We start from the raw sequence: 23,800 nt of genomic DNA on the forward strand, positions 1-23,800 counted from the left end.
ACGGAACGTCATGAGGAGCGTCTGGGCTCCGGTACAGCCCGTGTCCGTCTTTCCCTCCGAGACGGCGGAGCGACTCGTTCAGAACGTCTTGCGGCGCCGCATCCCCAGCGGACGGCCGTCCGGGTCGACCAGGACGTGGTGCAAGGGGGTCGCCAGTACCCTCTGTGCCCCGGAGAGGTCCGGAGGTGCGTAGCGGCGCAATCGTCCCGGCGGCCGTGGGCCACGACCACCGGCTTCATGCCAGGCGTCGAGCGCGGCGGCAGCCTCCTCGAAGACGCCGAAGGCGGTCGCCGGGTCGCACAGCGCGTCCGCGGCTGTTGCCCGCTGCCCCTCGGCCCCCTGCGCGTCGAGGTGCTCGCCCATGAGGCCGAGCCGCAGCTCCCGGGCGAAGACGCGTGCGCCGTCTCCCAGCCCTCCTGGGTCGCGTGGCCCCCGGAGGTCCCGGCTCTCGTCGATCACGGCGCAGCTGAGTTCGGAGTCGTGGGTCCACGAGCGGAGGTTGATGTTGTCGGAGCCCACGGAGGCCCACACGTCATCGACCACGCACACCTTGGCGTGCACGTACACGGGGGTCCCGGCGTGGTTCTCCAGGCCGTACACCGCGACCCGGTCGCCGCCCGCGCGGCGCAGCTCCTCCAGGGCGGTGACCCGCCCGACCAGGTTCATGGGCCCGCTGAGCCGGCCGTCCTGCTCCGGGACCGTGGGGATGACGCCGATCATCAACAGTCCGGGGTTCTCGGACAGTGCCCGGGCGAAGCAGGCCACGACCCTCGGCGACCACAGGTACTGGTCCTCGACGTAGATCAGCGACCTGGCCCGTTCCAGCGCCTTGAGGTACCCCCGTGCGATGCTCCGCTCCCCGTCGGGGGCGAAGGGGTACCCGCGCAGCAGCCGGTTCGGATAGGTGCGCAGCAGTTGCACGGTGTGCGTGCCGCACGGCTCCGGATCGGTGGCCTGCGGCGGCAGGCTGTCCGCGTCGGGGTCCTCCCGGTGCATCAGCGCGCGCAGGCGGGTGACCGGACTGCGGCTGAGCGGGGCGGGGTCCTGCCATCGTTCACGGAACACGACTTCGACATCCCCGACGACCGGGCCGCGAAGGGCGAGCTGGACGTCGTGCCACGGTGGGTGCGGACCGTAGGCGGACGCCATGGGCGTCGACTGGCGGTCGCCGCGGTGGGTGGCGTCGTCGTTGCGGTTGCGGCAGAGGTCGATTCCTCCGACGTACGCCACATCGAGCTCCGGGCGGCCGGGGTGACGCAGCACCACCATCTTCTGGTGGTGCGAGCCTCCGGGCCGCACCCGCATGTCGAGCAGGCACTCGCCGCCCGCTTCCTCGATCTCCGCTCCGAGGCGGCGGTTCTCCTTCTCGCTGAACCGGAGCCCGTCCAGGTGGGACCGCCAGAGCAGCCCCTTGACGACGACGTGACGCCTGGCTGCCTGGCACAGGACCGTGGCGATCTCGGTGCCCTGTCCGGCGAGCCGCTCCTCGGGATCGCCGCGCCAGTCGGTGAACAGCAGCAGGTCGCCCGAGTGCATCTCGCGGATGCCGGCCAGGAGTTCCCTGAAGTACGCGGCGCCGTGGACCAGGGCGCGTGCCTGATTCCCGTCGGACCAGGCTTTTCCGTCCGGTCGGCGCACGTCCAGGCGCGTCGCGGTGTTGTCGCGTTCATCGGTGGCCAGAAGCCATTCTGCACGCGTCACGTCGGCTCTCCGGGATGTTCCTGCCACTGGCTGCGGCAGACGGGGGATGCCGCAGTCCCGTTCGGCTCTCCCGAGCCCCGTCGGCACCCTCACCTTTCAGCGTCCCATTCCGGGGCGGCCCGCGCCCTCAGGGTGCCGGGCGGTGTCCGCTCGGTGGCGGACCGGAGCGGATCACCCGTGCGGCGGACCGGGCACGCACTGCGGGCACAGCCCGCGGTAGGTGATCTCGGCCGCGAGGACGGTGAAACCGAAGCGCTCCTCCTCCGGGAGGGCGGTCAGGGGATCGCCGGTCGGGTGGACGTCGCGCACGGTGCCGCAGCGGGTGCACACCAGGTGCTCGTGCGGAGGGTGCGCGTTGGGGTCGTAGCGTTTCGCGCCGCCCAGGGCCGAGACTTCCGCCACCTCACCGAGCAGGACCAGTCCGCCCAGGACGTTGTAGACGGTCGCGCGGGAGATTTCGGGCAGCCGCTGTGCGGCGCGGGCCTGCACCTCGTCGGCAGTGAGGTGTACGTGGTCGCCGTCGAGGACCTCGGCGACCACACGCCGCTGGGGCGTCATCCGCCAGCCACGAGCTCGCAGTCGCTCCAGCAGGTCGCTCATATCGGTTCACCTGTTCACGCTCGGTGGGGTGACGGGAGTGTACCGGTGGGTGTACGGGTTTCGAGGGGAGGCGGGATCGGTGATTTCGCGAAGGCTGCTTCGTCTTCTCGCACTCCGGCGGCGCGATCACGATGACCAGAAAATGACACGTCCCTTCGGACCTCCCCTCGTCCTCCCTCGGAATTCGGCTTCGTTATGCGTGAGCGCCCTGCGTGTTCCCCTGCCGGCGCGGTCCAGGTGCGCGACCATACGGACGCCGATGCGGTCCCCACCGACGGCAGACGGAAACACCGATACGGAAAGAAGGACGGACGTGCCCGGCAGCGAAAGCGAGAACCCGGTAATCCCCGCCCCCACCCCCACGTCGACCCGACCCAGCACGAACCGGGACTGGTGGCCCAACCAGCTGGACCTCTCGGTTCTCCACCAGCACTCCCCCCAGTCCGATCCGATGGACGAGGACTTCGACTACGCGGAGGAGTTCGCGGCCCTCGACGTCGACGCGCTGAAGCGCGACGTCATCGAGGTGATGACGACGTCGCAGGAGTGGTGGCCGGCCGACTACGGACACTACGGACCGCTCTTCATCCGGATGAGCTGGCATGCCGCCGGTACGTACCGCATCGCCGACGGCCGAGGCGGTGGCGGCTCCGGCGCCCAGCGCTTCGCTCCCCTCAACAGCTGGCCGGACAACGCGAGCCTCGACAAGGCGCGTCGGCTCCTCTGGCCGGTGAAGAAGAAATACGGACGGAAGATCTCCTGGGCCGATCTTCTGGTTTTCGCCGGCAACTGCGCCATGGAATCGATGGGCTTCAAGACGTTCGGATTCGGATTCGGACGAGAGGACATCTGGGATCCCGAGGAGATCTTCTGGGGGCCCGAGGACACCTGGCTCGGAGACGAGCGCTACAGCGGCGACAGGGAACTCGCCGGTCCTTTCGGCGCCGTACAGATGGGATTGATCTACGTCAATCCGGAAGGGCCCAACGGCACCCCGGATCCGATCGCGGCCGCCAGGGACATCCGCGAGACGTTCGGGCGCATGGCGATGAACGACGAGGAGACGGTCGCGCTCATCGTCGGGGGCCACACCTTCGGCAAATGTCACGGTGCCGTCGATCCCTCGCACATCGGTCCGGAACCCGAGGCCGCGCCCATCGAGCAGCAGGGCCTCGGCTGGAGGAACAGGTACGGCAGCGGTCATGGCGCGGACACGCTCACCAGTGGGCTCGAGGGCGCGTGGACGTCCGAGCCGACGAAGTGGGACAACGGATACCTGGACAACCTGTTCCGGTACGACTGGGAGCTGACGACGAGCCCGGCCGGTGCCCAGCAGTGGACGCCCAAGGATCCCTCGGCGAAGGGCAGCGTGCCCGACGCTCATGACCCGTCGAAGCGGCACGCGCCGATGATGCTGACGACGGACCTCTCGTTGAAGCTGGATCCGGTCTACGCGCCGATCGCGAAGAGCTTCCACGAGAACCCGGAGAAGCTCGCGGACGCGTTCGCCAAGGCCTGGTACAAGCTGCTGCACCGCGACATGGGGCCCCTCTCGCGCTACCTCGGCCCGTGGATCCCCGAGCCGCAGCTGTGGCAGGACCCCGTGCCGGCGGTCGACCACCAGCTGGTCGGGGACGAGGACGTCGCCGCCCTCAAGGCGAGGATCCTCGCCTCGGGACTCTCCGTCTCCCAGCTGGTCACCACCGCCTGGGCGTCCGCGGCGTCCTTCCGCGGCACCGACAAGCGCGGCGGGGCCAACGGGGCGCGGATCCGACTCGCACCGCAGAAGGACTGGGAGGTCAACGACCTGCCGGAAGTGGCCGAGGCCGTGCAGACCCTCGAACGGCTCCAGCAGGACTTCAACGGCTCCCGCTCCGACGGGACGAGGATCTCGCTCGCCGACCTGATCGTCCTGGGCGGGTGCGCGGGCGTCGAGCAAGCCGCGAAGGACGCCGGGCACGACATCACGGTCCCGTTCGCACCGGGGCGCACGGACGCCTCGCAGGAGCAGACGGATGTGGAGTCGTTCGCCGTGCTCGAACCCAGGGCGGACGGGTTCCGCGGCTATCTGCGGGCCGGGGAGAAGCTGTCGCCGGAGACCCTCCTCCTGGACCGCGCCGTCCTGCTGACACTGACGGTTCCCGAGATGACGGTCCTGATCGGCGGAATGCGGGCCCTGGACACCGGCTTCGGGCAGTCTCCGCACGGCGTCCTCACCCGGCGGCCGGGGAAGTTGACCAACGACTTCTTCGCCAACCTGCTCGACATGGGCACGGAGTGGCAGCCGTCGGCCTCGGAGGAGAACGTTTTCGAGGGCAGGGATCGCGGCACGGGCGAGACCACGTGGACGGCCACTGCCGTGGACCTCGTCTTCGGTTCGCACTCGCAGCTCCGCGCGGTCGCGGAGGTCTACGCGTCCGAGGACGCGGCGGAGAAGTTCGTGCGTGACTTCGTGGCGGCGTGGGACAAGGTGATGAACCTCGATCGGTTCGATCTCGCGTGACACCGATGTCCCGGTCCGCCGTCCGTCGGCGGACCGGGACGTCCTCCCCCGCCCGGACCGGCTCACCGCGCCGCTCCGTGGTCTCCGCCCTACGCTCGGCACATGCGACGCCGCCAGATGCACATGTCCCCGGAGGCCCAGGCCGCTCTGCTCGAAGCTCTGCAGCAGCTCCGGGCCGAGCTGAAGGCCTCCACGGAGTTTCCCGCGCACGTGCTCGCGGCGGCGCAGCAGGCCGTGGACGAGCTCCAGCTGCCCGAGAAGGACGCCACCCACCTGCCGCTGTTCACGATCGATCCGCCGGAGTCGAGGGACCTCGACCAGGCCATGCACCTGGAGCGGCGGCCGGGCGGCGGGTACCGCGTGTACTACGCCATCGCCGATGTGGCGGCCTTCGTCAAGGCCGGCAGCGCGTTGGACGCCGAGGCCCACGACCGGATCGAGACGCTGTACTTCCCCGACCTGAAGGTGCCCCTGTACCCGCCCTTGATCTCCGAGGGGCCGGCCAGCCTGCTCCCCGGCCAGGTCGTCCCCGCTCTGCTGTGGCAGCACGACCTCGACGCCGAGGGCAACGTGACCGGCTCGCACGTGAGTCGGGCCAAGGTCAGCAGCCAGGCGAAGCTCAGCTACGCGGAGGTCCAGCGGAAGATCGACGCCGGCACGGCGGCAGAGCCCGTCGCCCTGCTGCGCGAGATCGGCAAGCTACGGGAAGCCGTCGAGGCGAAGCGCCACGGGGTCTCGGTGAACCTGCCGGACCAAGAGGTCACGGTGACGGACGGAATCTTCCGGCTGGGCTACGTGGCGACACTGCCCGTGGAGGGCTGGAACGAGCAGATCTCCCTGATGACCGGAATGGCCGCGGCCCGGATCATGCTGGACAGCGGTACCGGGATCCTGCGGACCCAGAAGGAGCAGGACGACCCGCGGGTGATCCAGCGTGTGCACGACATCGCCGAGCTCCTGGGCATCGAGTGGAAGTCCGGAGTCCTGTACGCCGATCTGGTCAACTCCCTCAACCCGGCCGACCGGAAGCACATGGCCTTCCTCAACGAGGCCACAGCCATGCTGCTCAAAGCGGAGTACACCAACTTCCGCGACCACCAGATCCCGAAGCACACGCTCCACGCGGCGATCGCGGCCCCGTACACCTACTGCACGGCCCCGCTGCGGCGGCTGATCGACCGCTACACCGGTGAACTGTGCGTGGCCGCGTGCGCCGGCCAGGCCCCGCCGGAGTGGGTGCTCGACGCCATGTACTGCCTGCCGTGCGACATGGCGCGCGGGAAGGGGAAGGTGGCGGACCGGCGCGCGGTGGACCTCGTGGAGGCCGCGGTGCTGAAGCACCGGGTGAACGAGGTCTTCGGCGGCACGGTCATCAACACCGACGCGGAGGACGGCAGGCCCAAGGAAGGCACGGTGCACCTTGCGGAACCCGCCGTGATGGGCAAGATCACGTCCGGAGCGCCGCTCGACCTGAGCGCGAGCGTCCAGGCCAAGCTCACGAGGGCCGACCCGCTCTTCCCCAGCAAGAACAAGATCCTCTTCCGTACGGAGTAGCGGCCGGCGTCGGACGCCGCGCTCGGCAAGCAGCGCGCGGAGTCCGGTGCCTGCGCGGTCGGCGTCAGGACGGGATCTCGGGGTCGGCGTACCGCAGCAAGGCGCCCATGCCCTCGTGCAGTCTCAGCTCGCTCTCCGGTACGACGACCAGCTCGGCACGGGTGCCGACGAGGGCACGGACGAGGGCCTCGTCGGCGCGTTCCTCGCGTGGGGCTCGCACGCCGAAGGACGTCAGCTCCGCGTCGGTCAGGGCGAGCTGGGTGGGCTGGGGGCCCACCCAGAGCCGCGGTGAGGACCCGGGCGGCCGGTTCAGCAGCAGTGCTGCCACCTGGCCCCGCTGGAGGGCGGTGACCGTGGCGGCCAGACCCTCCGCCACGGGCCCGTTCAGGGCACGCCGACCGATGAAGACGTCCACGAGCTCCCGGTCGTGCGCGGCCATGCGGCCGCGGAAGACGCCGTCGAGCTGTGGCTCCAGCAAGGCGCGTCCCGTGTGGGTGGGGGTCGGGCCGCCCACGCGTACGGTCTTGTCCCGCAGGGTGTGCGGTAGGCGGCGGAGCAGTACGTTGCACGCCCACTCGTCCCCGCCCACGACGACGGCGTCGGCATGGGCGCGCCGCGCCCGTTCGTCCAGCCGGTGGCCGAGCCGGACGCAGGTGCGGTGCCAGGTCGCCACCGGGACCCTGTGGCGCAGCCGCTCACCCGGGGTGACCGTGGACGTGGGCCAGCTGCCAGTCTCCGCCTCCAGCTCCACCCATCCGTGGGTCTCGGCGGTCGGAAGGCCGCCGTAGTGGACGACCACGGCCATGTACGGGATCTCCGGAAGGTGCTGGGTGACCAGGGGCATGGCGTCCGGCAGGGTGCTGTACCGCGCGGAGTCGCGCTCGGGCGGCCTCGGGAGCTCCCCGTCCAGGACGAGCGTGCGGTGAGCGGCGAAGACGGCCTGCCCGTGCGCCCCCGGAACCGCGGCGTCGGTGCCGACGACCTCCTCCAGTACGTTCGTCAGAGCCCGGTCCGCGCCCTGACGGGACAGGCTCTCCCGCAGCCGCTCCCAGCGCAGCGCGATCTCCCGCTCGGGATGTTCGACGTCCCGGGAGGTGTCCAGATACACGGATGCGTACGGGCCCGGCTCCGCGTAGAGGGGTTCAAGGAACGACAGCCTCATCGCCACTCCACCGATCATCACGGGTCGTTGTCCGACGTGCCGGTGTGAAGGGGTTGTTCGGTCCAGATGACCTTGCCGTCCGCGGTGTAGCGGGTGCCCCAGCGGTCGGCGAACTGGGCCACCAGGAACAGGCCCCGGCCGCCCTCGTCGGTGGCGGCCGCGCGCCGCAGGTGTGGCGCGGTGCTGCTGCCGTCCGAGACCTCACAGATCAGGACGCGGTCGCGGATCAGACGTACGCGGACGGGCTCGGCGGCGTAGCGGATGGCGTTGGTGACAAGCTCGCTCAGGATCAGTTCGGTGGTGAAGGACGCCTCCTCCAGACCCCATTCGGCCAGCGTACGGGTGACCGCGGCCCGCACCTGGCCGACGGCCGCCGGATCGGACGCGACGTCCCAGGCGGCTGTACGGGCGCCGGCGAGCGCACGCGTACGGGCGACCACCACCGCGATGTCGTCCGAGGGCTCCTCGGGCAGCAACGCGTCCAGAACCGCGCCGCAGGTCTGCTCGGGTGTGCGGCCGGGGTGGGCCAGAGTGCGCCGCAGCAGTTCCAGTCCCTCGTCGATGTCGCGCGTGCGGTCCTCCACGAGACCGTCGGTGTACAGCACGAGGCTGCTGCCCTCGGGGAGTCGTATCTCGGCGGTCTCGAAGGGGAGTCCGGAGAGCCCGAGGGGTGGGCCGCCCGGTACGGCGGCGAACGCCGCGCTGCCGTCGGGACTCACGACGACGGGCTCGAGGTGGCCGGCGCGGGCCATCGTGCACATCTGTGAGCCCGGGTCGTAGAGCGCGTACAGGCAGGTGGCGCCCGTGACCGGCGCGACGTCGCCCTCGCCGCTCTCGTCCTGGTCGATCCGGGTGACCAGTTCGTCGAGGTGCCAGAGGAGTTCGTCGGGCGCCATGTCCAGGGAGGAGAAGTTGTGGACCGCGGTGCGCAACCGGCCCATGGTGGCGGCGGCGTGCAGCCCGTGGCCGACCACGTCCCCCACGACGAGCGCGACGCGGGCGCCTGGCATCGGGATGACGTCGAACCAGTCCCCGCCGACACCGCCGCTGCCCGCTTGCGCGGGCAGGTAACGGTGGGCCACGTCGAGCGCGTTCTGCTCCGGCAGGGCACGGGGGAGCAGGCTGCGCTGCAGGGCGACCGCCATGGTGTGCTCGCGCGTGAAACGACGGGCGTTGTCGATGGTGACCGCCGCGCGGGCGGCCAGTTCCTCCGCGAGTGTCACGTCGTCGTGCTCGAACGGCTCGGGCTTGCGCGACCGCCAGAACGTCACGACACCCAGGATGACGCCGCGGGCGCGCAGCGGAGCCGCGATCATCGAATGGATGCCGGCCTCGACAAGTCCCCGGGCCCGTTCGGGGTCTTGAGCCTGCCAGCCGGAGAAGGCGGTCATGTCCGCCTCCAGGACCGTCTCGCCCGAGCCGTATCCGAGGCTCTGCGGGGTGGACGGGACGAAATGGATCAGCTTTCCGGGTGGGTAGAGCGGTGTGTCGTCCCGGATACCCCGGAACGCCACGCGGCGCATCGCCGCACCGCGCTGCGACGGCTCCTCGCCCCGCAGGACCGGGTCGGCCAGGTCGACGGTGACGAAATCGGCGAACCGGGGGACGGCGAAGTCCGCCAGCTCCTGGGAGGTCCGCTCGACGTCGAGGCTGGTACCGATCTCCAATCCGGCGGCGAACAGGAGCTTCAGGCGTTCCTGCGCCACATCGGCCCGGCCGGTGACGGTCTGCAGCTCGGTGGTGTCCCGCAGTGTCGTGACACAGCCGTACGGCCCGCCTCCAGGGTCGGTCGGCCGCTGGTTGACGGCCAGGAGCCGGTCCCCGGCCAGGTGTACCTCGTCGGTGGCCGGGCGCCCGGAAGCGAGCAGCCGGGCGATGTCCGGGGCGAGGCCCAGCTCGCGGGCAAGCCTTCCTTCCGCCTCCGGGCTCAGGTCGAGCAGCCTGCGTGCCTCGTCGTTGGCCAGCGCAAGCCGGCCGTCGCCGTCGAGGATCAGAACGCCCTCGCGCACGGCGTGCAGCACCGCGTCGTGGTGCTCGTACATACGGGTCATCTCGGCGGGCTCCAGGCCGTGGGTCTGGCGGCGCAGCCGCCTGCCGACCAGAGCGGTACCGAAGGTGGCGACCGCCAGCGCGGCCGCCGCGGCACCGAGCAGCAGCGGCAGCTGGTTCTCGACGACTCCGCTCACCGCTTCGAGCGTGACCCCGGCGGACACCAGGGCGATCACGTCGCCCTCGGCGTCGGTCACGGGGACCACGGCGCGGGTGGACGGGCCGAGGGTGCCGGTCACGGTCTCCCTGACGATCCCGCCTGCTACCGCAGGGCCGATCGTGCCGATGTAAGGCCTTCCGATCTGTGCCGGATTGGGGTGGGTGATGCGGATCCCGTCCGTGGTCATCACCACGACGAAGTCCACGGCGGACGCCTCTCGCGCTCTTTCGGCGCGTGGCTGGAGCACCGCGGCCGGGTCGGGGCCGGCCAGGGCCTCCTCGATGCCCGGCGCGCTGGCGAAGGTCTCGGCCACGGCGAGGGCACGGTTGCGCGCTTCCCGCTCGCTGTCGGCCCGGGACTGCAGTACGAGAGCGACCACGGCGGCCACGACGAGGAGCACCACGATCGCCGCCTGTAGGGAGAAGACCTGGCGGGCGACGGTGCGGACACTCAACGCGGAGCGCAGGCGGCCGAGGAATCCGGCCATAGTCCATGTCTAGCACCGGCCCGAAGGGTGGGCGAGCGGGTGGCCCGGGCAGGGAAACGGGCCGACCCACGACCGCCGACCCCCCGGCGTGGTGCCCGGAATGACCGGCCGAGCGCACCCCACCGGCTCCCCCAGGCCCAGGTACGGGCGTACGCCCGGCGGACGCCTCCCGGGTGCGATGCGCACCGAGGGTGGTGAGACTGGTGCCATGACGCACAAGGTATTGCTGGAGGGCGGGCCGCACGACCTCCCCGAGCGGATCGTCACGGTCGAGACTCCCGGCGAGGACGTGAAGATCCCGCACCTCGGCGGATACGAGCACTTCACGGAGACCGAACGCCGGAGCGACACCGCAGAGGGAACCCTGCGGGTGTACGAGTGGTGGGAGCGTACGGAGATCGCCGAGTAGGGCGGCTCCCAGGTCCACGATCGCCCGCTCTCGGGAGACCTGACGGGAACGGGGGCCGCTTCGGCTCGTGCCGCACGTTCCACCGACTCCCGGCTTGGGCATAGTGGTGGAGTGATCGCCAAAAGTGACGGGGCCGGCGGCGGCCCCGACGCCGGTAGCTCGGGCTCTGAAGGCGCCGGTGACGAGGAGGCACAGGTCATCGTCGTGGGGGCGGGTCCGGCGGGTTCCGCCGCCGCGGTGCACCTCGCGCGAGCGGGCGTGGACGTGCTGCTCCTGGAGAAGAGCGGTTTCCCGCGGGAGAAGGTGTGCGGCGACGGCCTGACACCGCGCAGCGTGTACCAGTTGGTGCGGATGGGCATCGACATCGACGCACCGGGCTGGATGCGCAACAAGGGCATGCGCTGGGTCTGCGGCGGCCACCAGGCCGAGCTGGACTGGCCGCGCCTGGGCGCCCTTCCCGATTTCGGACTCACCCGCAGTCGCCACGACTTCGACGACCTGCTTGCCACCCACGCCTGCGCGACCGGCGCGCGCCTCCGTACCCACGTCAAGGTGACGGGCCCTCTGACCGACCGGGCAGGACACGTCATCGGCGTGTCAGCCTCCCGTGGACCCGGGCAGGAGCCGGTCCGCTACCGGGCGCCGTTGGTGGTCGCCGCCGACGGAGCCTCGGCGCGCACGACTCTCGGTCTGGGGTTCGAACGAGACGGCAGGAGACCCGTCGCGGCCGCTGCCCGGCGGTACTACCGCAGTGAGGCCCGTACGCACGACCCCTACCTGGAGCTCTGGGCCGACCTGCGCTGTCCTCGTACCGAACGCGATCTGCCCGGATACGGATGGGTGTTCCCGCTGGGGGACGGGCGTGTCAACGTGGGCCTCGGCGTCCTGCCACAGCAGCGGCGACGCAGGCCGGTGGACCTGCGAGCGGCACTGGAACACTGGCTGCCGCGCCTGCCCTCGGACTGGGGGCTGTGCGAAGAGAACGCCGACTCCCCCTTCCGCAGCGCCCCGCTGCCGATGGGACTGAACCGGCGTCCGCAGTACCGGCAGGGCGTGCTGCTCGTGGGCGACAGCGCCGGCATGGTGAGTCCGTGGAGCGGCGAGGGCATCGCCCAGGCGATGGAGGCCGCCGAGGTGGCGGCGGACATCATCGCCCTGGCGCTGGCCCGGCCGGCCGGGCCGCGCCGGGAACACGCGCTGCACCAGTATCCGGCCGAGATCGAGCGACGCTGGGCGCGTTACTACCGGCTGGGCAACCTCGCCGGCGATCTGGTCTTCTCCCGTTACGGCTTCCGGCCGGTCCTGCACCCCCGTGTGATGGCCTCACCCCACGTGTTGCGCACCCTGGCACGCCTCCTCACCCATGTGACCGACGAGCCCGCACAGGACACCATCGACGCCGTCCTCCACGGGCTGCTGCGCCTCGTTCCCACTCCACGGAGGTAGGGCCCCGCTCGGGCCGACGCTCCGGACTCTCTCCGACGGCGTCACGCAGCACGTTCCGGTGCCGGCTGACCCGGCTGTCCGGGTCAGGCTCGGTTCACAGCGGTGGCGCCGGGCGTCGAAGGCGTCCAGCGCCAAGGACGACTTTCCCGTGCACAGCCGATGACCTGCTCACACGCAGGCCACGGCCCATCTGCAAGCCTCGCGAGGAGATACGCATGAAGATGCTGATCAACGTTCCGGAGACCGTCGTCGCCGACGCGCTGCGGGGGATGGCCGCCGCTCATCCTGAGCTGACCGTCGACGTGGAGCGGGGAATGGTCGTGCGGCGGGATGCTCCCGTGGCCGGGAAGGTCGCCCTGGTGTCCGGCGGCGGGTCCGGGCACGAGCCGTTGCATGCCGGGTTCGTGGGGCCGGGGATGCTGTCGGCCGCGTGCCCCGGGGCCGTTTTCACCTCGCCCGTTCCCGATCAGATGGTGCGGGCCGCCGCGGCCGTGGACAGTGGCGCCGGGGTGTTGTTCGTCATCAAGAACTACACCGGTGACGTGCTCAACTTCGAGATGGCGGCGGAGCTCGCCGAGGACGAGGGCGTCCAGGTCGCGAAGGTCCTCGTCGACGACGACGTCGCGGTCACGGACAGTCTGTACACGGCGGGGCGGCGCGGGACCGGAGGCACGCTGTTCGTGGAGAAGATCGCGGGGGCCGCCGCCGAGGAGGGCGCCCCGCTGGAGCGGGTGGAGGCGATCGCCCGTCGGGTGAGCGCGCGCTGCCGCTCCTTCGGGGTCGCTCTGAGCGCGTGCACCACCCCAGCCAAGGGCAGTCCGACCTTCGAACTCCCCGAGGGCGAGCTTGAGTTGGGTGTCGGGATCCACGGCGAGCCCGGGCGGGAGCGGCGCGGCATGATGACCTCGCGGGAGATCGCGGACTACGCCGTCGACGCGGTGGTCGAGGACCTGCGCCCGTCCGGGCCGGTGCTCGCGCTGGTCAACGGGATGGGCGGGACCCCGCTGCTCGAACTGTACGGATTCAACGCGGAGGTGCAGCGCGTGCTGTCCGAGCGCGGGATCCCGGTGGCGCGGACCCTCGTCGGGAACTACGTGACCTCGCTCGACATGGCCGGCTGCTCGGTGACCCTGTGCGAGGTGGACGAGGAGCTGCTGCGGCTGTGGGACGCGCCGGTGCGGACGCCCGCGCTGCGCTGGGGACGGTGATGCGGCGCATGGGAGGGGGAGAGGACATGGGCATGGGCTTGGGCATGGACGAGACGTTCGATGCGGGGTTCTTCGTGCGGTGGCTGGAGGCCGCGGCCTCGGCCGTGGACCGTGAGGCCGGTCGGCTCACCGAGCTCGACTCGGCGATCGGCGACGCCGACCACGGCGCCAATCTGAAGCGCGGGTTCGCGGCCGTGGCGGAGCTGCTCGCCGAGGAACCGCCCGCGACGCCCGGCGCGGTCCTCGTCTCCGCCGGACGGCAGCTGATCTCCACGGTGGGAGGGGCTTCCGGGCCTTTGTACGGGACACTGCTGCGCCGCACGGGGAAGGCTCTGGGCGAGGACCGGCGCGTCGGCCGGGAGCGGTTGGCGGAGGCGTTCGCTGTCGGGGTGGCAGCCGTGTCCCAGTTGGGCGGCGCCCAGGTGGGCGACAAGACGATGCTGGACGCGCTCACCCCTGCCGCGGAAGCGCTGCGGACCTCATTCGGGGCCGCGCGCACGGCGGCCGAGGAGGGTGCCCTCGCGACCGTACCCCTCCAGGCGCGCAAGGGAAGGGCCAGCTATCTCGGAGAGCGGTCGATCGGGCACCAGGATCCTGGGGCGACGTCCTCCGCGCTGCTGTTCGCGGAGCTCGCCGAGACGGCCCGTGCGGAGGGTGCCGCGTGAGCGGGGCCGCGCCGGTCGGCATCGTGCTGGTCTCGCACAGCGCGGAGGTCGCGGCCTCGGTCGCGGAGCTGGCCGTGGGCCTCGCGGGCGGTGGTGGTACGGCGCCGATCCTCCCGGCGGGCGGGCTTCCCGACGGCGGCCTCGGGACCAGCGCCGAGCTGATCCTCGCGGCGGCGGAGGCCGTCGACGGCGGCGCCGGGGTGGCGCTCCTGGTCGACCTGGGCAGTGCGGTCCTGACGGTGAAGGCGCTGCTCGCGGAGGGCGACGAGCTGCCGGAGGGCGCCCGGCTGGTCGACGCGCCGTTCGTCGAGGGCGCGGTCGCGGCGCTGGTCACGGCGAGCGCGGGCGGGGATCTCGACGCGGTGGCCGCCGCGGCCTCGGAGGCGTACGCCTACCGCAAGGAGTGAGTGAGGGATTCGTCCGGAAGGGGGAGCGATGGGAGCCTCCACTTGATAGGCAAGTGGAGAGTTGCCTATTCTGGAGTCGTGGCCGACGACCTCTTCAAAGCATTGGCCGACCCCACCCGCCGCACGATCCTCGACGAGCTCGCCGAGAAGTCCGGACAGACACTGTTCGAGATCTGTTCGCGACTGAGCATGAAGCACCAGCTGAGCATCTCGCGCCAGGGGGTCTCCCAGCACCTCGCGGCGCTGGAGGCCGCCGGGCTCGTCGAGACCAGGCGGGAGGGGCGCTACAAGTTCCACGACCTGAACACGGCCCCGCTGCGGCACATCGCCGAGCGGTGGCCCGTGCGCGACACACCCGGACCGGAGAAGAGCACCTCATGAAGATCCATCTGACCAGCGTCTTCGTCGACGACCAGGCCAAGGCCGAGCGCTTCTACACCGAGATCCTCGGTTTCGTGAAGAAGCACGACGTCCCGCTGGGCGAGACGGACCGGTGGCTGACCGTCGTCTCCCGCGAGGAGCCCGGCGGCACCGAGCTCCTTTTGGAGCCCTCCGGCCACCCGGCGGTCAAGCCCTACCGTGACGCGCTCGTCCAGGACGGCATCCCGCTGGCCCAGTTCGCGGTCGACGACGTGCGGGCGGAGTACGACCGGCTGCGCGGCCTCGGCGTCCATTTCACGCAGGAGCCCCTGGAGATGGGCCCCGTCACCACCGCCGTCTTCGACGACACCTGCGGCAACCTGATCCAGATCGCCACCATCTCCGAGTAGGGCACGGGGGCGGGCCGGTGACGCCCGGCCCCGCACTCCCGGCCGTCAGTCGACGATCGCGTCGACCTCGATCTCGACGAGCCACTCGGGGTCGATGAAGCGTGAGACCTCAACGAAGGTGGTGACCGGCCGGACGGTCGCGAACCGCTCCCCGTGCGCCCGCGCGGCCTCCTTCCAGAGGGTCACGTCCGTGAGCATGATCCGCGTACGGACCACGTCCTCCAGCGACGCCCCCGCCGCCTTCAGTGCCGCCTCGGCGATGTCCAGGCACCTGACGGTCTGCCCGTACACGTCCCCTCGCGCGACGAGCGTCCCGTCGTCGCCGAGGGGGGCGGTGCCGGCGAGCGCCACGTGCGCCCCCTTGCGCACGGCGCGGGAGAAACCGATCTCAGGTTCGAGCGGCGAACCGGAACTGACCGTCTGTCGTGTGTCGTCCATCGCCCGATGCTCTCAGACCCCCAGCTCGTGAGCCCGGGCGCCCTTGCGCGCCTTCGCGCCGGTGCCGGTGTCGGGATCCGGGACGGTGAGGCCGCCGCGTTGTGATGTACCTGGTCAACGCACTAGTGTCACAGGGCCTTGGTGTACGGGAAACCGGTGCAGTACCGGTGCGGCCCTCGCCACTGTGATCGGGAGTTCCGGCTCCACACCCGCGGGAGACCCCCTCGGGCAAGCCACTGGACCGTTGCGGGAGACCGCCGTGGTGTGGGAAGGCGGAGTCGGGACGTATGACCGTCAGCCAGGAGACCGGCCAGGGTGCGTTGTCCATCCACGAGGTGCTGGAGAGGGTCTCCCAACCATGCATATAGCCGAGGGGTATCTGCCCCCCGTACACGCCGCCGCCTGGGGCGTCGCGGCCGCTCCGTTCGTCGTCCACGGGGTCCGCGCGCTCACCCGCGAGGTGCGGTCCAACCCCGAGTCCACCCTGCTGCTCGGCGCCTCCGGCGCCTTCACGTTCGTCCTGTCCGCACTCAAGCTGCCGTCCGTGACGGGCAGTTGCTCGCACCCGACGGGTACGGGCCTCGGCGCGATCCTCTTCCGGCCGCCGATCATGGCGGTCCTCGGGACGATCACCCTGCTCTTCCAGGCCCTGCTGCTCGCCCACGGCGGGCTCACCACGCTCGGCGCGAACGCCTTCTCGATGGCGATCGTCGGCCCCTGGGCGGGGTACGGGACCTATCTGCTCGTGCGCCGGCTCGGCGCGCCGCTGATGGTGGCCGTCTTCTTCGGCGCGTTCGTCGCCGACCTGTCCACGTACTGCGTCACGAGCGTGCAGCTCGCGCTGGCCTTCCCCGACCAGGGCAGCGGCGTCATGGGCGCGCTGGCCAAGTTCGGCGGCATCTTCGCCGTGACCCAGATCCCGCTGGCGGTCAGCGAGGGCCTGCTCACGGTGCTCGTGATGCGCCTGCTCACGCAGTCCAGCAAGGGCGAGCTGAGCCGACTGGGCGTCCTGACCCGGTCCGCCACGAAGCGACCCGAGGAGGCGACCGCGCGATGAGCTTCACCGTCAGCCGGAACACGAAGATCAACGCCCTGCTGCTGCTCGTCGTCGTCGCGCTCGCGGTGCTGCCGCTCGCGCTCGGGCTCGGCGACCACAAGGAGGAGCCGTTCACCGGAGCGGACGCGGAGGCCGAGACCGCGATCACAGAGCTCCAGCCCGATTACGAGCCCTGGTTCAGCCCCCTGTACGAGCCGCCGTCCGGGGAGATCGAGTCGGCGCTCTTCGCCCTCCAGGCGGCGCTGGGCGCCGGCGTCCTCGCGTACTACTTCGGTGTGCGGCGCGGGCGACGGCAGGGTGAGGCCCGTGCCCTCGCGAGGGCGGCCGATCTCGATGAGGGAGGGGACGGGGGCGGTGCCGCTCCCGTGTCCTCGGTCCCCTCGGCCGGCAGCAAGGACGCGTAGCCGCCCATGCTGCCGATCGACGCGGCGGCGCACAGCAGTCGTTGGCGCCGCCGCCATCCTGCCGAGAAGGCCCTGCTCGGTTTCGGTCTCACGCTGTGCGCGGTGTGTCTGCCGCCGTGGCCGGGTGCCGTGCTCGTCGCGGCGGCCACGCTCGTGGTCCTGCTCGGCCCTGCCGGGGTCGCGGGCCGTCAGCTGTGGCGGGCGTTCCGCGTGCCGCTCGGCTTCTGCGTGACGGGCGCGGTGCCACTGCTCTTCGAGGTGGGCGGGGCGCGGGGGTTCGTGGCCCTCGCGCCGGGCGGTCCCGTCCACGCGGGCGAGCTGCTGCTGCGGACCGCCGCCGCCTCGCTGGGGGTGCTGCTCTTCGCCTTCACGACGCCCGTGTCCGACGTGCTCCCCCGGCTCGTCCGCGCGGGGGTGCCGGCTCCCGTGGTGGACGTGGCGCTCGTGATGTACCGGATCATCTTCCTGCTCCTCGACTCCCTGTCCAAGATCCGGCAGGCGCAGGCCGCCCGGCTCGGGCACACCACCCGGGCGGCGACCTGGCGTTCGCTCGCCGGGCTCGGCGCGACCTCGTTCGTGCGAGCCTTCGACCGGGCGCAGCGCCTGCAGTCGGGGCTCGCCGGGCGGGGCTACGACGGGACCCTGCGGGTGCTGGTGCCCGCCGCCGCGGTCTCCCGCCGGTTCCTCGTTGCGGCCGTGGGGCTGCTCTGCGGGCTCGTCGCCCTCACTCTCGTACTCGAAAGGTTCCTGCCGTGACGTCTCCGACGACCCCCACGAGTCCCGCGACCCCCGTGGTGGAGCTGGTGCAGGCGGGTTTCGCCTACGAGGACGGGCCGGCGGTCCTGTCCGGCGTCGACTTCGCCGTGGCGGAGGGGCGCGCCATCGCGCTCCTCGGGCGGAACGGCAGCGGCAAGACCACGCTGCTGCGGCTGCTCAGCGGCGGGCTGCGGCGCGGGAGCGGCTCGCTGCTCCTGGACGGGGCGGAGGTGACGTACGACCGGAAGGGGCTGACCCGGCTGCGGACGACCGTGCAGCTCGTGGTGCAGGACCCGGACGACCAGCTGTTCGCGGCCTCGGTCGGCCAGGACGTGTCCTTCGGGCCGATGAACCTGGGGCTGCCGGAGGAAGAGGTGCGGCTGCGGGTGCGCGAGGCCCTGGAGGCGCTGGACATCGTGGCCCTGGAGGACAGGCCGACGCATCTGCTGTCGTACGGGCAGCGGAAGCGGGCGGCGATCGCCGGGGCCGTGGCGATGCGGCCCCGGGTGCTGATCATGGACGAACCGACGGCGGGCCTCGATCCGCACGGTCAGGAGCGGCTCCTCGACGCCCTCGCGCGGCTCCGCGCATCCGGTACGACGGTGGTGATGGCGACGCACGACGTGGATCTCGCGCTGCGCTGGGCGGACGAGGCCGCGGTGCTCTCCCCCGCCGGTCTGCGGACGGGTCCCGTCGCCGAGCTCCTCGCGGACGACGCCCTGCTCGACGCGGCGCGGCTGCGGCGGCCGTGGGGCACGTCGGTGGCCCGGCTGCTCCGCGCCCACGGGCTGCTCGCCCCGGACACACCCGAGCCCCGGACGCCGGAGGAGCTGGATGCCTGGGCGGCCGCCCCGCCGCTTGCTACCGAGTAGTAGACATCACGTTCCGAATCTTCTGCAACTAGTTGCAGAAGGGTGGGGGGTCCCCCGAGACTGAGGTCGACCGATCCTGCGCGAGGAGGCGCCCTCATGACCGCGACCCCGACCCCCACCACCCCGTACCCGCATCTGCTGAGCCCGCTCGACCTCGGGTTCACGACCCTGCCCAACCGGGTGATCATGGGCTCGATGCACGTCGGCCTGGAGGAGACGGAGCACGGCTTCGAGCGCATGGCCGCCTTCTACGCGGAGCGGGCCCGCGGCGGCGTCGGCCTCATCGTCACCGGCGGCATCGCGCCCAACGAGGCCGGCCGCCCCTGGGACGGCGGGGCCAAGCTCACCACCGCGGAGGAGGTGGCCGAGCACCGGCTGATCACCGACGCCGTGCACGGCGCCGGCGGCCGGATCGCGATGCAGATCCTGCACTTCGGCCGGTACGCGTACCACCCCGCCCTCGTCGCGCCCAGCGCGATCCAGGCCCCGATCAGCCCCTTCGTACCGAACGAGCTGACCGACGCCGAGGTCGAGCAGACCGTCGAGGACTACGCCCGCTGCGCCGAGCTCGCCAAGGAGGCGGGCTACGACGGCGTCGAGGTCATGGGCTCCGAGGGCTACCTCATCAACGAGTTCATCGCCGCGGCCACGAACCAGCGCACCGACCGGTGGGGCGGTTCGTACGAGAACCGCGTCCGCTTCCCGCTGGAGATCGTCCGCCGGATCCGGGAGCGCGTGGGCGAGGACTTCATCCTCGTCTACCGCCTCTCCATGCTGGACCTCGTCCCCGGCGGCTCCACCCTGGAGGAGGTCGTCCAGCTCGCCAAGGAAATCGAGGCGGCCGGCGCCACCATCATCAACACCGGCATCGGCTGGCACGAGGCGCGCATCCCCACCATCGCCACCTCCGTGCCCCGCGGCGCCTACACCTGGGTCACGAAGAAGCTGATGGGCGCGGTCTCCGTCCCGCTCGTCACCAGCAACCGCATCAACACCCCGGAGGTCGCCGAGGAGATCCTCGCCGACGGCCGGGCCGACCTGGTCTCGCTGGCCCGCCCCTTCCTCGCCGACCCCGCCTTCGTCGCGAAGGCCGCCGAGGACCGCGCCGACACGATCAACACCTGCATCGGCTGCAACCAGGCCTGCCTCGACCACACCTTCAACCTGAAGATCACCTCCTGCCTGGTCAACCCGCGCGCCTGCCACGAGACCGAACTCGTGCTCTCCCCCACCCGGCTCGCCAAGCGCGTCGCGGTGGTCGGCGCCGGCCCCGCCGGGCTCTCCTGCGCGGTGTCGGCGGCCGAGCGCGGCCACTCCGTCACCCTCTTCGACGCCGCCGCCGAGATCGGCGGCCAGCTCAACGTCGCCAAGCGCGTGCCGGGCAAGGAGGAGTTCGACGAGACCCTCCGCTACTTCCGCGTGCAGCTCGCCGAGCGCGGTGTCGACGTACGCCTGAACACGTACGTCACTTCGACCGATCTGGCGGACTACGACGAGGTCGTCGTCGCCACCGGCGTCTCCCCCCGCACCCCCGACATCGCGGGCGTGGACCACCCGAGCGTCGTCAGCTACCTGGACGTGCTGCGCGACGGCGCACCGGTCGGCGAGCGCGTCGCGATCATCGGCGCCGGCGGCATCGGCTTCGACGTCGCGGAGTTCCTCACGGACGGCGGGGAGGGCGCGAGCCAGGACGCCGAGACGTACTTCCGCCAGTGGGGCGTGGACACGTCGTACGAGAACCGGGGCGGACTGCGCGCCCCCGAGCGCACCGCGCCGCCGCGCCAGGTGCACCTGCTCCAGCGCAAGACCTCCAAGGTCGGCGCGGGTCTCGGCAAGACGACGGGCTGGATCCACCGCACCGAGCTCAAGCACCGGGGCGTCGCCATGGTGGCGGGCGTGTCGTACGAGCGGATCGACGACGAGGGCCTGCACGTGACCATCGACGGGGAGCCCCAGCTCCTGCCGGTGGACACGATCGTCCTCTGCTCGGGACAGGACCCCCAGCGGGCCCTGCACGAGGAGCTGGTCGCCGCCGGCCGCTCGGCGCACCTGATCGGTGGCGCGGACGTCGCCGCCGAGCTGGACGCCAAGCGGGCCATCGACCAGGGCACGCGGCTCGCCGCCACCCTGTGATCCGGGTGCGGGGGCCACGGAGCCGTGATCCCCGCACCGTGATCCGTCCGGCCCGTCGAACCTAGGATGCGAGCATGTCCCTCCCGCACGCGATCCTCACCGCGTTGCTCGAAAAGCCGTCCTCCGGCCTCGAACTGACGCGCCGCTTCGACAAGTCGATCGGCTACTTCTGGTCGGCCACGCACCAGCAGATCTACCGCGAGCTGGGCAAGCTGGAGCAGGCGGGGCACATCCGCGCCCTGCCCGCTCCGGTGCCCGCGCGCGGGCAGAAGAAGGAGTACGAGGTCCTGCCCGCCGGCCGGGCGGAGCTCGGCGACTGGGTCGCCAGGTCCGAGGACCCGAAGCCGATGCGGTCCGCCCTGTTGCTGCGGATGCGGGCGGCCGCGATCGTCGGGGCCGAGGGGCTGCGGGCCGAGCTGGAGCGCCATCTCGCGCTGCACCGCGAGCAGTTGGCCGAGTACCTCGCGATCGAGGAGCGTGACTTCCCGGCGGAACGGCGCAGCACGGAAGCGGACCGGCTGCGCCTTCTCGTCCTGCGCGGCGGAGTGGATCTGGAGCGGTTCTGGGTGGAATGGCTGACGAGTGCGCTGGCGGAGCTCGGACGGCCGGAGGCGTAGGAGCGGGCGGCCCGACCGGGCGCGTCACGCGGGGTGCCCCGGGGCCAGGTCGCGGACGTCGCCGTACCGCAGCGGTGCTGTCGGCGGCTCGTCGCCCGGATCCGCCTGCTCGACGGGAGTCAGGAGGAAGCCCTCGTGATCGCCACCCGGGAGGACCGCCTCGACCCGGCCGGTGAACCAGACCCGCACCTCTGACAGGACGGGGCTGCCGTCGTGCCCGGGCCGCCATGCGACCCGGGCGAACTTGTCGACGCGGTCCCCGGTCTCGCCGCCGAAGAGCTCGGCGAGGGCCCGTTGCTCGCGGGCGAGCACGTGGACCGTGAGGTGGCGGGCTTCGCGTGCCACGCCGTGGGTGTGGTTCGCGGTGGACAGCCACACCACGAACCGTTCCGGTCGGATGGAGCAGGGGGAGGCGAAGCCGACGAGGCAGCCGGCCCGCCGCCCGCCCGAGGCCGCCGTGACCACGTACATGGTGTCGTCCAGGGCGGTGGCGAAGTCGCCGAGGTCCGGCATCTCGCCTCCCTCCTCGGGCTCGTGGTGGCCAGGGAACCCGGGCCCGTGGCGGCCAGGTACCGACCGCCGTCAGGCAGCTTCCGGCAGGGCTCGGTTACCGGTACTTCCGGCAGGGGTCGGCTACCAGTAGTGGGCTCGGCCCCCCACCGAGTGGCCGACGGCTCCGAGGATCCAGAGGACGGCCCCGATGACGAGCAGGACGATGCCGATGGTCCAGATGATGGAGACTCCGGTGAGGAATCCGATGAGAAGGAGAATGAGTCCGACGAGGATCATGGTGTGTCCCGGTCTCTCGTAGGGAGCCTGGCTCGTGGTGGGCCCACGGGCTTCACGGCCGGTGGTGTCGCTGTCTCGCGTCACCCATGGACCGCGTCTGCCCGCGATCCACGGGATGTATGGGTCCGAATTCGTACGTTCTCGGATTCGGCGCGGAAGGCCGCCCTCCTACGGGACGGGAGGCCACGTCAGTCAGGGGGCTCTTCGACCGCCGGTCGCTCCGTCGGTCGCTCCGTCGGGGACCGATCGGGGTCCGGGTGCGTCCGGTCCGACGGCCCGTCGGTCCTCTCGCCCGGATCCCGCTCCCGCGGGACGGGGTTCGGCCCGTCGGGCGTGCGGCCCGGGCCTTCGGATTCCGGAGCAGGGGTCGACGGCATGTGGATCACCACCTCTCGGTGCGTCATGGGCGCGCGGGTCGCGCGCCGGGGAGCCGACACGCTGCGCCTGCCCAGCCGCGCGAGGCCCAAGCGGTGGCACGGCGACCGACCTCGCGGGCCCACCGGCCGGCATCACGGGCCCGCGGGCCGGCATCACGGGCCCACCGGCCGGCGTTCGCTGCCCGCCCTGCGCCGGCTCGGGCCGCCGTCCGGCACCCAGGGAGCGTTTCGCGGCCCGGGATCGCGGCTAGTCGCCCGGTATGACACGAATCGGGTACACGATGATGACCGAGCAGGCCGGTCCGCGTGAGCTGGTGTCCCACGTCGTGGGGGCGGAGCGGGCCGGTTTCGACTTCTCCGTCGTCTCCGACCATTCGTTCCCGTGGCTGGAGGCGCAAGGACACGCCCCGTACGCCTGGAGCGTCCTGGGTGCGGCCGCGCAGGCCACCCGCGAGATCCCGCTCATGACGTACGTGACCTGTCCGACCTTCCGCTACCACCCGGTGGTCGTCGCGCAGAAGGCGGCCACGATGCAGCTCCTGTCCGAAGGGCGGTTCCGGCTGGGGCTCGGCTCGGGCGAGAACCTGAACGAACACGTCGTCGGAGCCGGCTGGCCCGCCGCCCAGGTGCGTCTGGAGATGCTGGAGGAAGCCGTCGAGATCATCCGCCGCATGTTCGCCGGCGAGGACGTGACCCACCACGGCGCCCACTTCGACACCGCGAACGCCAGGCTCTGGGACCTCCCCGACGAGCCGCCCCCGATCGGGATCGCCGTCTCGGGGCCGCGCTCCTGCGCGCTCGCCGGGCGGCTCGCGGACCTCGTGATCGCCACGGAACCGGAGGGCGAGCTCCTGAAGGCCTTCGACGAGCACGGCGGAGCGGGCAAACCGCGCAGCGGTCAGCTCCCCGTCTGCTACGACCCCGACCGCGAGGCCGCTGTGAACCGGGCGCACGAGCAGTTCCGCTGGGCGCTGGGCGGCTGGAGGGTCAACGCGGAGCTGCCCGGACCGGAGAGCTTCGACCAGGCTGCGGAGCACACCCGGCCGGAGGACACCGCCGCGGCCATCCCGTGCGGCGACGACGTGGAGACCTTCGTGGACGCCGTACGACCGTACGTGGAGGCGGGGTTCACCGAGGTCGCCCTGCTCCAGATCGGCGGCGACCGGCAGATGCCCTTCCTGGAATGGGCCGAGGCCGAGCTCCTGCCCGCGCTCCGGAAGCTCTGAGGAGGCCACG

General features: G+C 71.6%; 23 protein-coding genes and 1 riboswitch. Of the genes, 16 read left to right on the forward strand and 7 right to left on the reverse strand.

The annotated features are described in order from the left end of the window. Positions 1 to 78: 78 nt before the first annotated feature. Complete coding sequence (locus IE124_RS32480) at positions 79 to 1,701, reverse strand: phospholipase D family protein (RefSeq protein ID WP_189513337.1); 1,623 nt, start codon at positions 1,699 to 1,701, stop codon at positions 79 to 81. A gap of 171 nt (positions 1,702 to 1,872) precedes the next feature. After that, a complete protein-coding gene (locus IE124_RS32485; RefSeq protein WP_189513339.1) occupies positions 1,873 to 2,301 on the reverse strand; it encodes a Fur family transcriptional regulator in 429 nt (142 codons plus the stop codon). Positions 2,302 to 2,614: 313 nt separating this feature from the next. On the opposite strand from IE124_RS32485, the gene katG reads away from it, so the two are divergent. Together katG and IE124_RS32495 are read left to right on the forward strand one after the other, a co-directional pair. Beyond that, complete coding sequence (gene katG, locus IE124_RS32490; RefSeq protein ID WP_229833104.1) at positions 2,615 to 4,804, forward strand: catalase/peroxidase HPI; 2,190 nt, start codon at positions 2,615 to 2,617, stop codon at positions 4,802 to 4,804. 102 nt (positions 4,805 to 4,906) lie between these two features. Continuing rightward, on the forward strand, positions 4,907 to 6,358 hold the full coding sequence (locus IE124_RS32495) for an RNB domain-containing ribonuclease (protein WP_189513343.1): 1,452 nt from the start codon (positions 4,907 to 4,909) through the stop codon (positions 6,356 to 6,358). Between the two features lie 64 nt (positions 6,359 to 6,422). On the opposite strand, the gene IE124_RS32500 is transcribed toward IE124_RS32495, so the two are convergent. After that, positions 6,423 to 7,520: a baeRF2 domain-containing protein gene (locus tag IE124_RS32500; protein ID WP_189513345.1), complete on the reverse strand. Its 1,098-nt coding sequence runs from the start codon at positions 7,518 to 7,520 to the stop codon at positions 6,423 to 6,425. A 17-nt stretch (positions 7,521 to 7,537) separates the two neighbouring features. After that, complete coding sequence (locus tag IE124_RS32505) at positions 7,538 to 10,216, reverse strand: SpoIIE family protein phosphatase (RefSeq protein ID WP_189513347.1); 2,679 nt, start codon at positions 10,214 to 10,216, stop codon at positions 7,538 to 7,540. A 208-nt stretch (positions 10,217 to 10,424) separates the two neighbouring features. On the opposite strand from IE124_RS32505, the gene IE124_RS32510 reads away from it, so the two are divergent. The 7 genes from IE124_RS32510 to IE124_RS32540 all read left to right on the forward strand — a co-directional run bounded on the left by IE124_RS32510 (position 10,425) and on the right by IE124_RS32540 (position 15,121). Next, positions 10,425 to 10,625 (forward strand): DUF5988 family protein, encoded by a 201-nt coding sequence (locus IE124_RS32510; RefSeq protein WP_189513349.1) that lies wholly within the window; start codon positions 10,425 to 10,427, stop codon positions 10,623 to 10,625. A 111-nt stretch (positions 10,626 to 10,736) separates the two neighbouring features. Then, entirely contained in the window at positions 10,737 to 12,071 is a 1,335-nt protein-coding gene (locus IE124_RS32515) for a geranylgeranyl reductase family protein (RefSeq protein ID WP_370468855.1), read from the forward strand. A gap of 215 nt (positions 12,072 to 12,286) precedes the next feature. Further along, the gene (dhaK, locus tag IE124_RS32520) at positions 12,287 to 13,279 is read left to right on the forward strand and encodes a dihydroxyacetone kinase subunit DhaK (protein WP_189513351.1); all 993 of its coding nucleotides are present in this window, start codon (positions 12,287 to 12,289) and stop codon (positions 13,277 to 13,279) included. Positions 13,280 to 13,323: 44 nt separating this feature from the next. Continuing rightward, positions 13,324 to 13,944, forward strand: a complete 621-nt coding sequence (dhaL, locus tag IE124_RS32525) for a dihydroxyacetone kinase subunit DhaL (RefSeq protein WP_189513391.1) — start codon at positions 13,324 to 13,326, stop codon at positions 13,942 to 13,944. Next, positions 13,941 to 14,351 carry a PTS-dependent dihydroxyacetone kinase phosphotransferase subunit DhaM gene (locus tag IE124_RS32530; protein WP_189513353.1) on the forward strand — a complete coding sequence of 137 codons (411 nt, stop codon included), beginning with the start codon at positions 13,941 to 13,943 and terminating at the stop codon, positions 14,349 to 14,351. Before dhaL ends, IE124_RS32530 begins: the two co-directional genes overlap by 4 nt. 78 nt (positions 14,352 to 14,429) lie before the next feature. Beyond that, positions 14,430 to 14,732, forward strand: coding sequence for an ArsR/SmtB family transcription factor (locus IE124_RS32535; RefSeq protein WP_189513355.1), 303 nt, complete (start codon positions 14,430 to 14,432; stop codon positions 14,730 to 14,732). Next, positions 14,729 to 15,121, forward strand: coding sequence for a VOC family protein (locus IE124_RS32540; protein ID WP_189513356.1), 393 nt, complete (start codon positions 14,729 to 14,731; stop codon positions 15,119 to 15,121). The genes IE124_RS32535 and IE124_RS32540 overlap by 4 nt, the downstream gene beginning before the upstream one ends. A 45-nt stretch (positions 15,122 to 15,166) precedes the next feature. On the opposite strand, the gene IE124_RS32545 is transcribed toward IE124_RS32540, so the two are convergent. Continuing rightward, complete coding sequence (locus tag IE124_RS32545) at positions 15,167 to 15,559, reverse strand: RidA family protein (RefSeq protein WP_189513358.1); 393 nt, start codon at positions 15,557 to 15,559, stop codon at positions 15,167 to 15,169. 122 nt (positions 15,560 to 15,681) lie between these two features. After that, a riboswitch (cobalamin riboswitch) is annotated at positions 15,682 to 15,888 on the forward strand. 29 nt (positions 15,889 to 15,917) lie between these two features. On the opposite strand from IE124_RS32545, the gene IE124_RS32550 reads away from it, so the two are divergent. The 6 genes from IE124_RS32550 (at position 15,918) to IE124_RS32575 (ending at position 21,398) form a co-directional block, all read left to right on the forward strand. Next, the gene (locus IE124_RS32550) at positions 15,918 to 16,616 is read left to right on the forward strand and encodes an energy-coupling factor ABC transporter permease (RefSeq protein ID WP_189513360.1); all 699 of its coding nucleotides are present in this window, start codon (positions 15,918 to 15,920) and stop codon (positions 16,614 to 16,616) included. Then, positions 16,613 to 17,020 (forward strand): energy-coupling factor ABC transporter substrate-binding protein, encoded by a 408-nt coding sequence (locus tag IE124_RS32555; protein WP_229833106.1) that lies wholly within the window; start codon positions 16,613 to 16,615, stop codon positions 17,018 to 17,020. Before IE124_RS32550 ends, IE124_RS32555 begins: the two co-directional genes overlap by 4 nt. A gap of 6 nt (positions 17,021 to 17,026) precedes the next feature. After that, on the forward strand, positions 17,027 to 17,776 hold the full coding sequence (gene cbiQ, locus IE124_RS32560) for a cobalt ECF transporter T component CbiQ (protein WP_189513362.1): 750 nt from the start codon (positions 17,027 to 17,029) through the stop codon (positions 17,774 to 17,776). After that, positions 17,773 to 18,648 carry an ATP-binding cassette domain-containing protein gene (locus IE124_RS32565; protein ID WP_229833107.1) on the forward strand — a complete coding sequence of 292 codons (876 nt, stop codon included), beginning with the start codon at positions 17,773 to 17,775 and terminating at the stop codon, positions 18,646 to 18,648. The genes cbiQ and IE124_RS32565 overlap by 4 nt, the downstream gene beginning before the upstream one ends. Positions 18,649 to 18,744: 96 nt before the next feature. Then, the gene (locus IE124_RS32570; protein ID WP_189513364.1) at positions 18,745 to 20,781 is read left to right on the forward strand and encodes an NADPH-dependent 2,4-dienoyl-CoA reductase; all 2,037 of its coding nucleotides are present in this window, start codon (positions 18,745 to 18,747) and stop codon (positions 20,779 to 20,781) included. 74 nt (positions 20,782 to 20,855) lie between these two features. Further along, positions 20,856 to 21,398 carry a PadR family transcriptional regulator gene (locus IE124_RS32575; RefSeq protein ID WP_189513366.1) on the forward strand — a complete coding sequence of 181 codons (543 nt, stop codon included), beginning with the start codon at positions 20,856 to 20,858 and terminating at the stop codon, positions 21,396 to 21,398. Between the two features lie 24 nt (positions 21,399 to 21,422). On the opposite strand, the gene IE124_RS32580 is transcribed toward IE124_RS32575, so the two are convergent. Then, positions 21,423 to 21,911, reverse strand: a complete 489-nt coding sequence (locus tag IE124_RS32580; RefSeq protein ID WP_189513369.1) for a flavin reductase family protein — start codon at positions 21,909 to 21,911, stop codon at positions 21,423 to 21,425. A 120-nt stretch (positions 21,912 to 22,031) separates the two neighbouring features. Continuing rightward, entirely contained in the window at positions 22,032 to 22,187 is a 156-nt protein-coding gene (locus IE124_RS32585) for a DUF6131 family protein (RefSeq protein ID WP_189513371.1), read from the reverse strand. Between the two features lie 637 nt (positions 22,188 to 22,824). Here IE124_RS32585 and IE124_RS32590 point away from each other — a divergent pair. Then, complete coding sequence (locus IE124_RS32590) at positions 22,825 to 23,790, forward strand: LLM class F420-dependent oxidoreductase (RefSeq protein ID WP_189513373.1); 966 nt, start codon at positions 22,825 to 22,827, stop codon at positions 23,788 to 23,790. Positions 23,791 to 23,800 lie beyond the last annotated feature (10 nt).

Source organism: Streptomyces narbonensis (assembly GCF_014649015.1).
Lineage (GTDB): Bacteria > Actinomycetota > Actinomycetes > Streptomycetales > Streptomycetaceae > Streptomyces > Streptomyces narbonensis.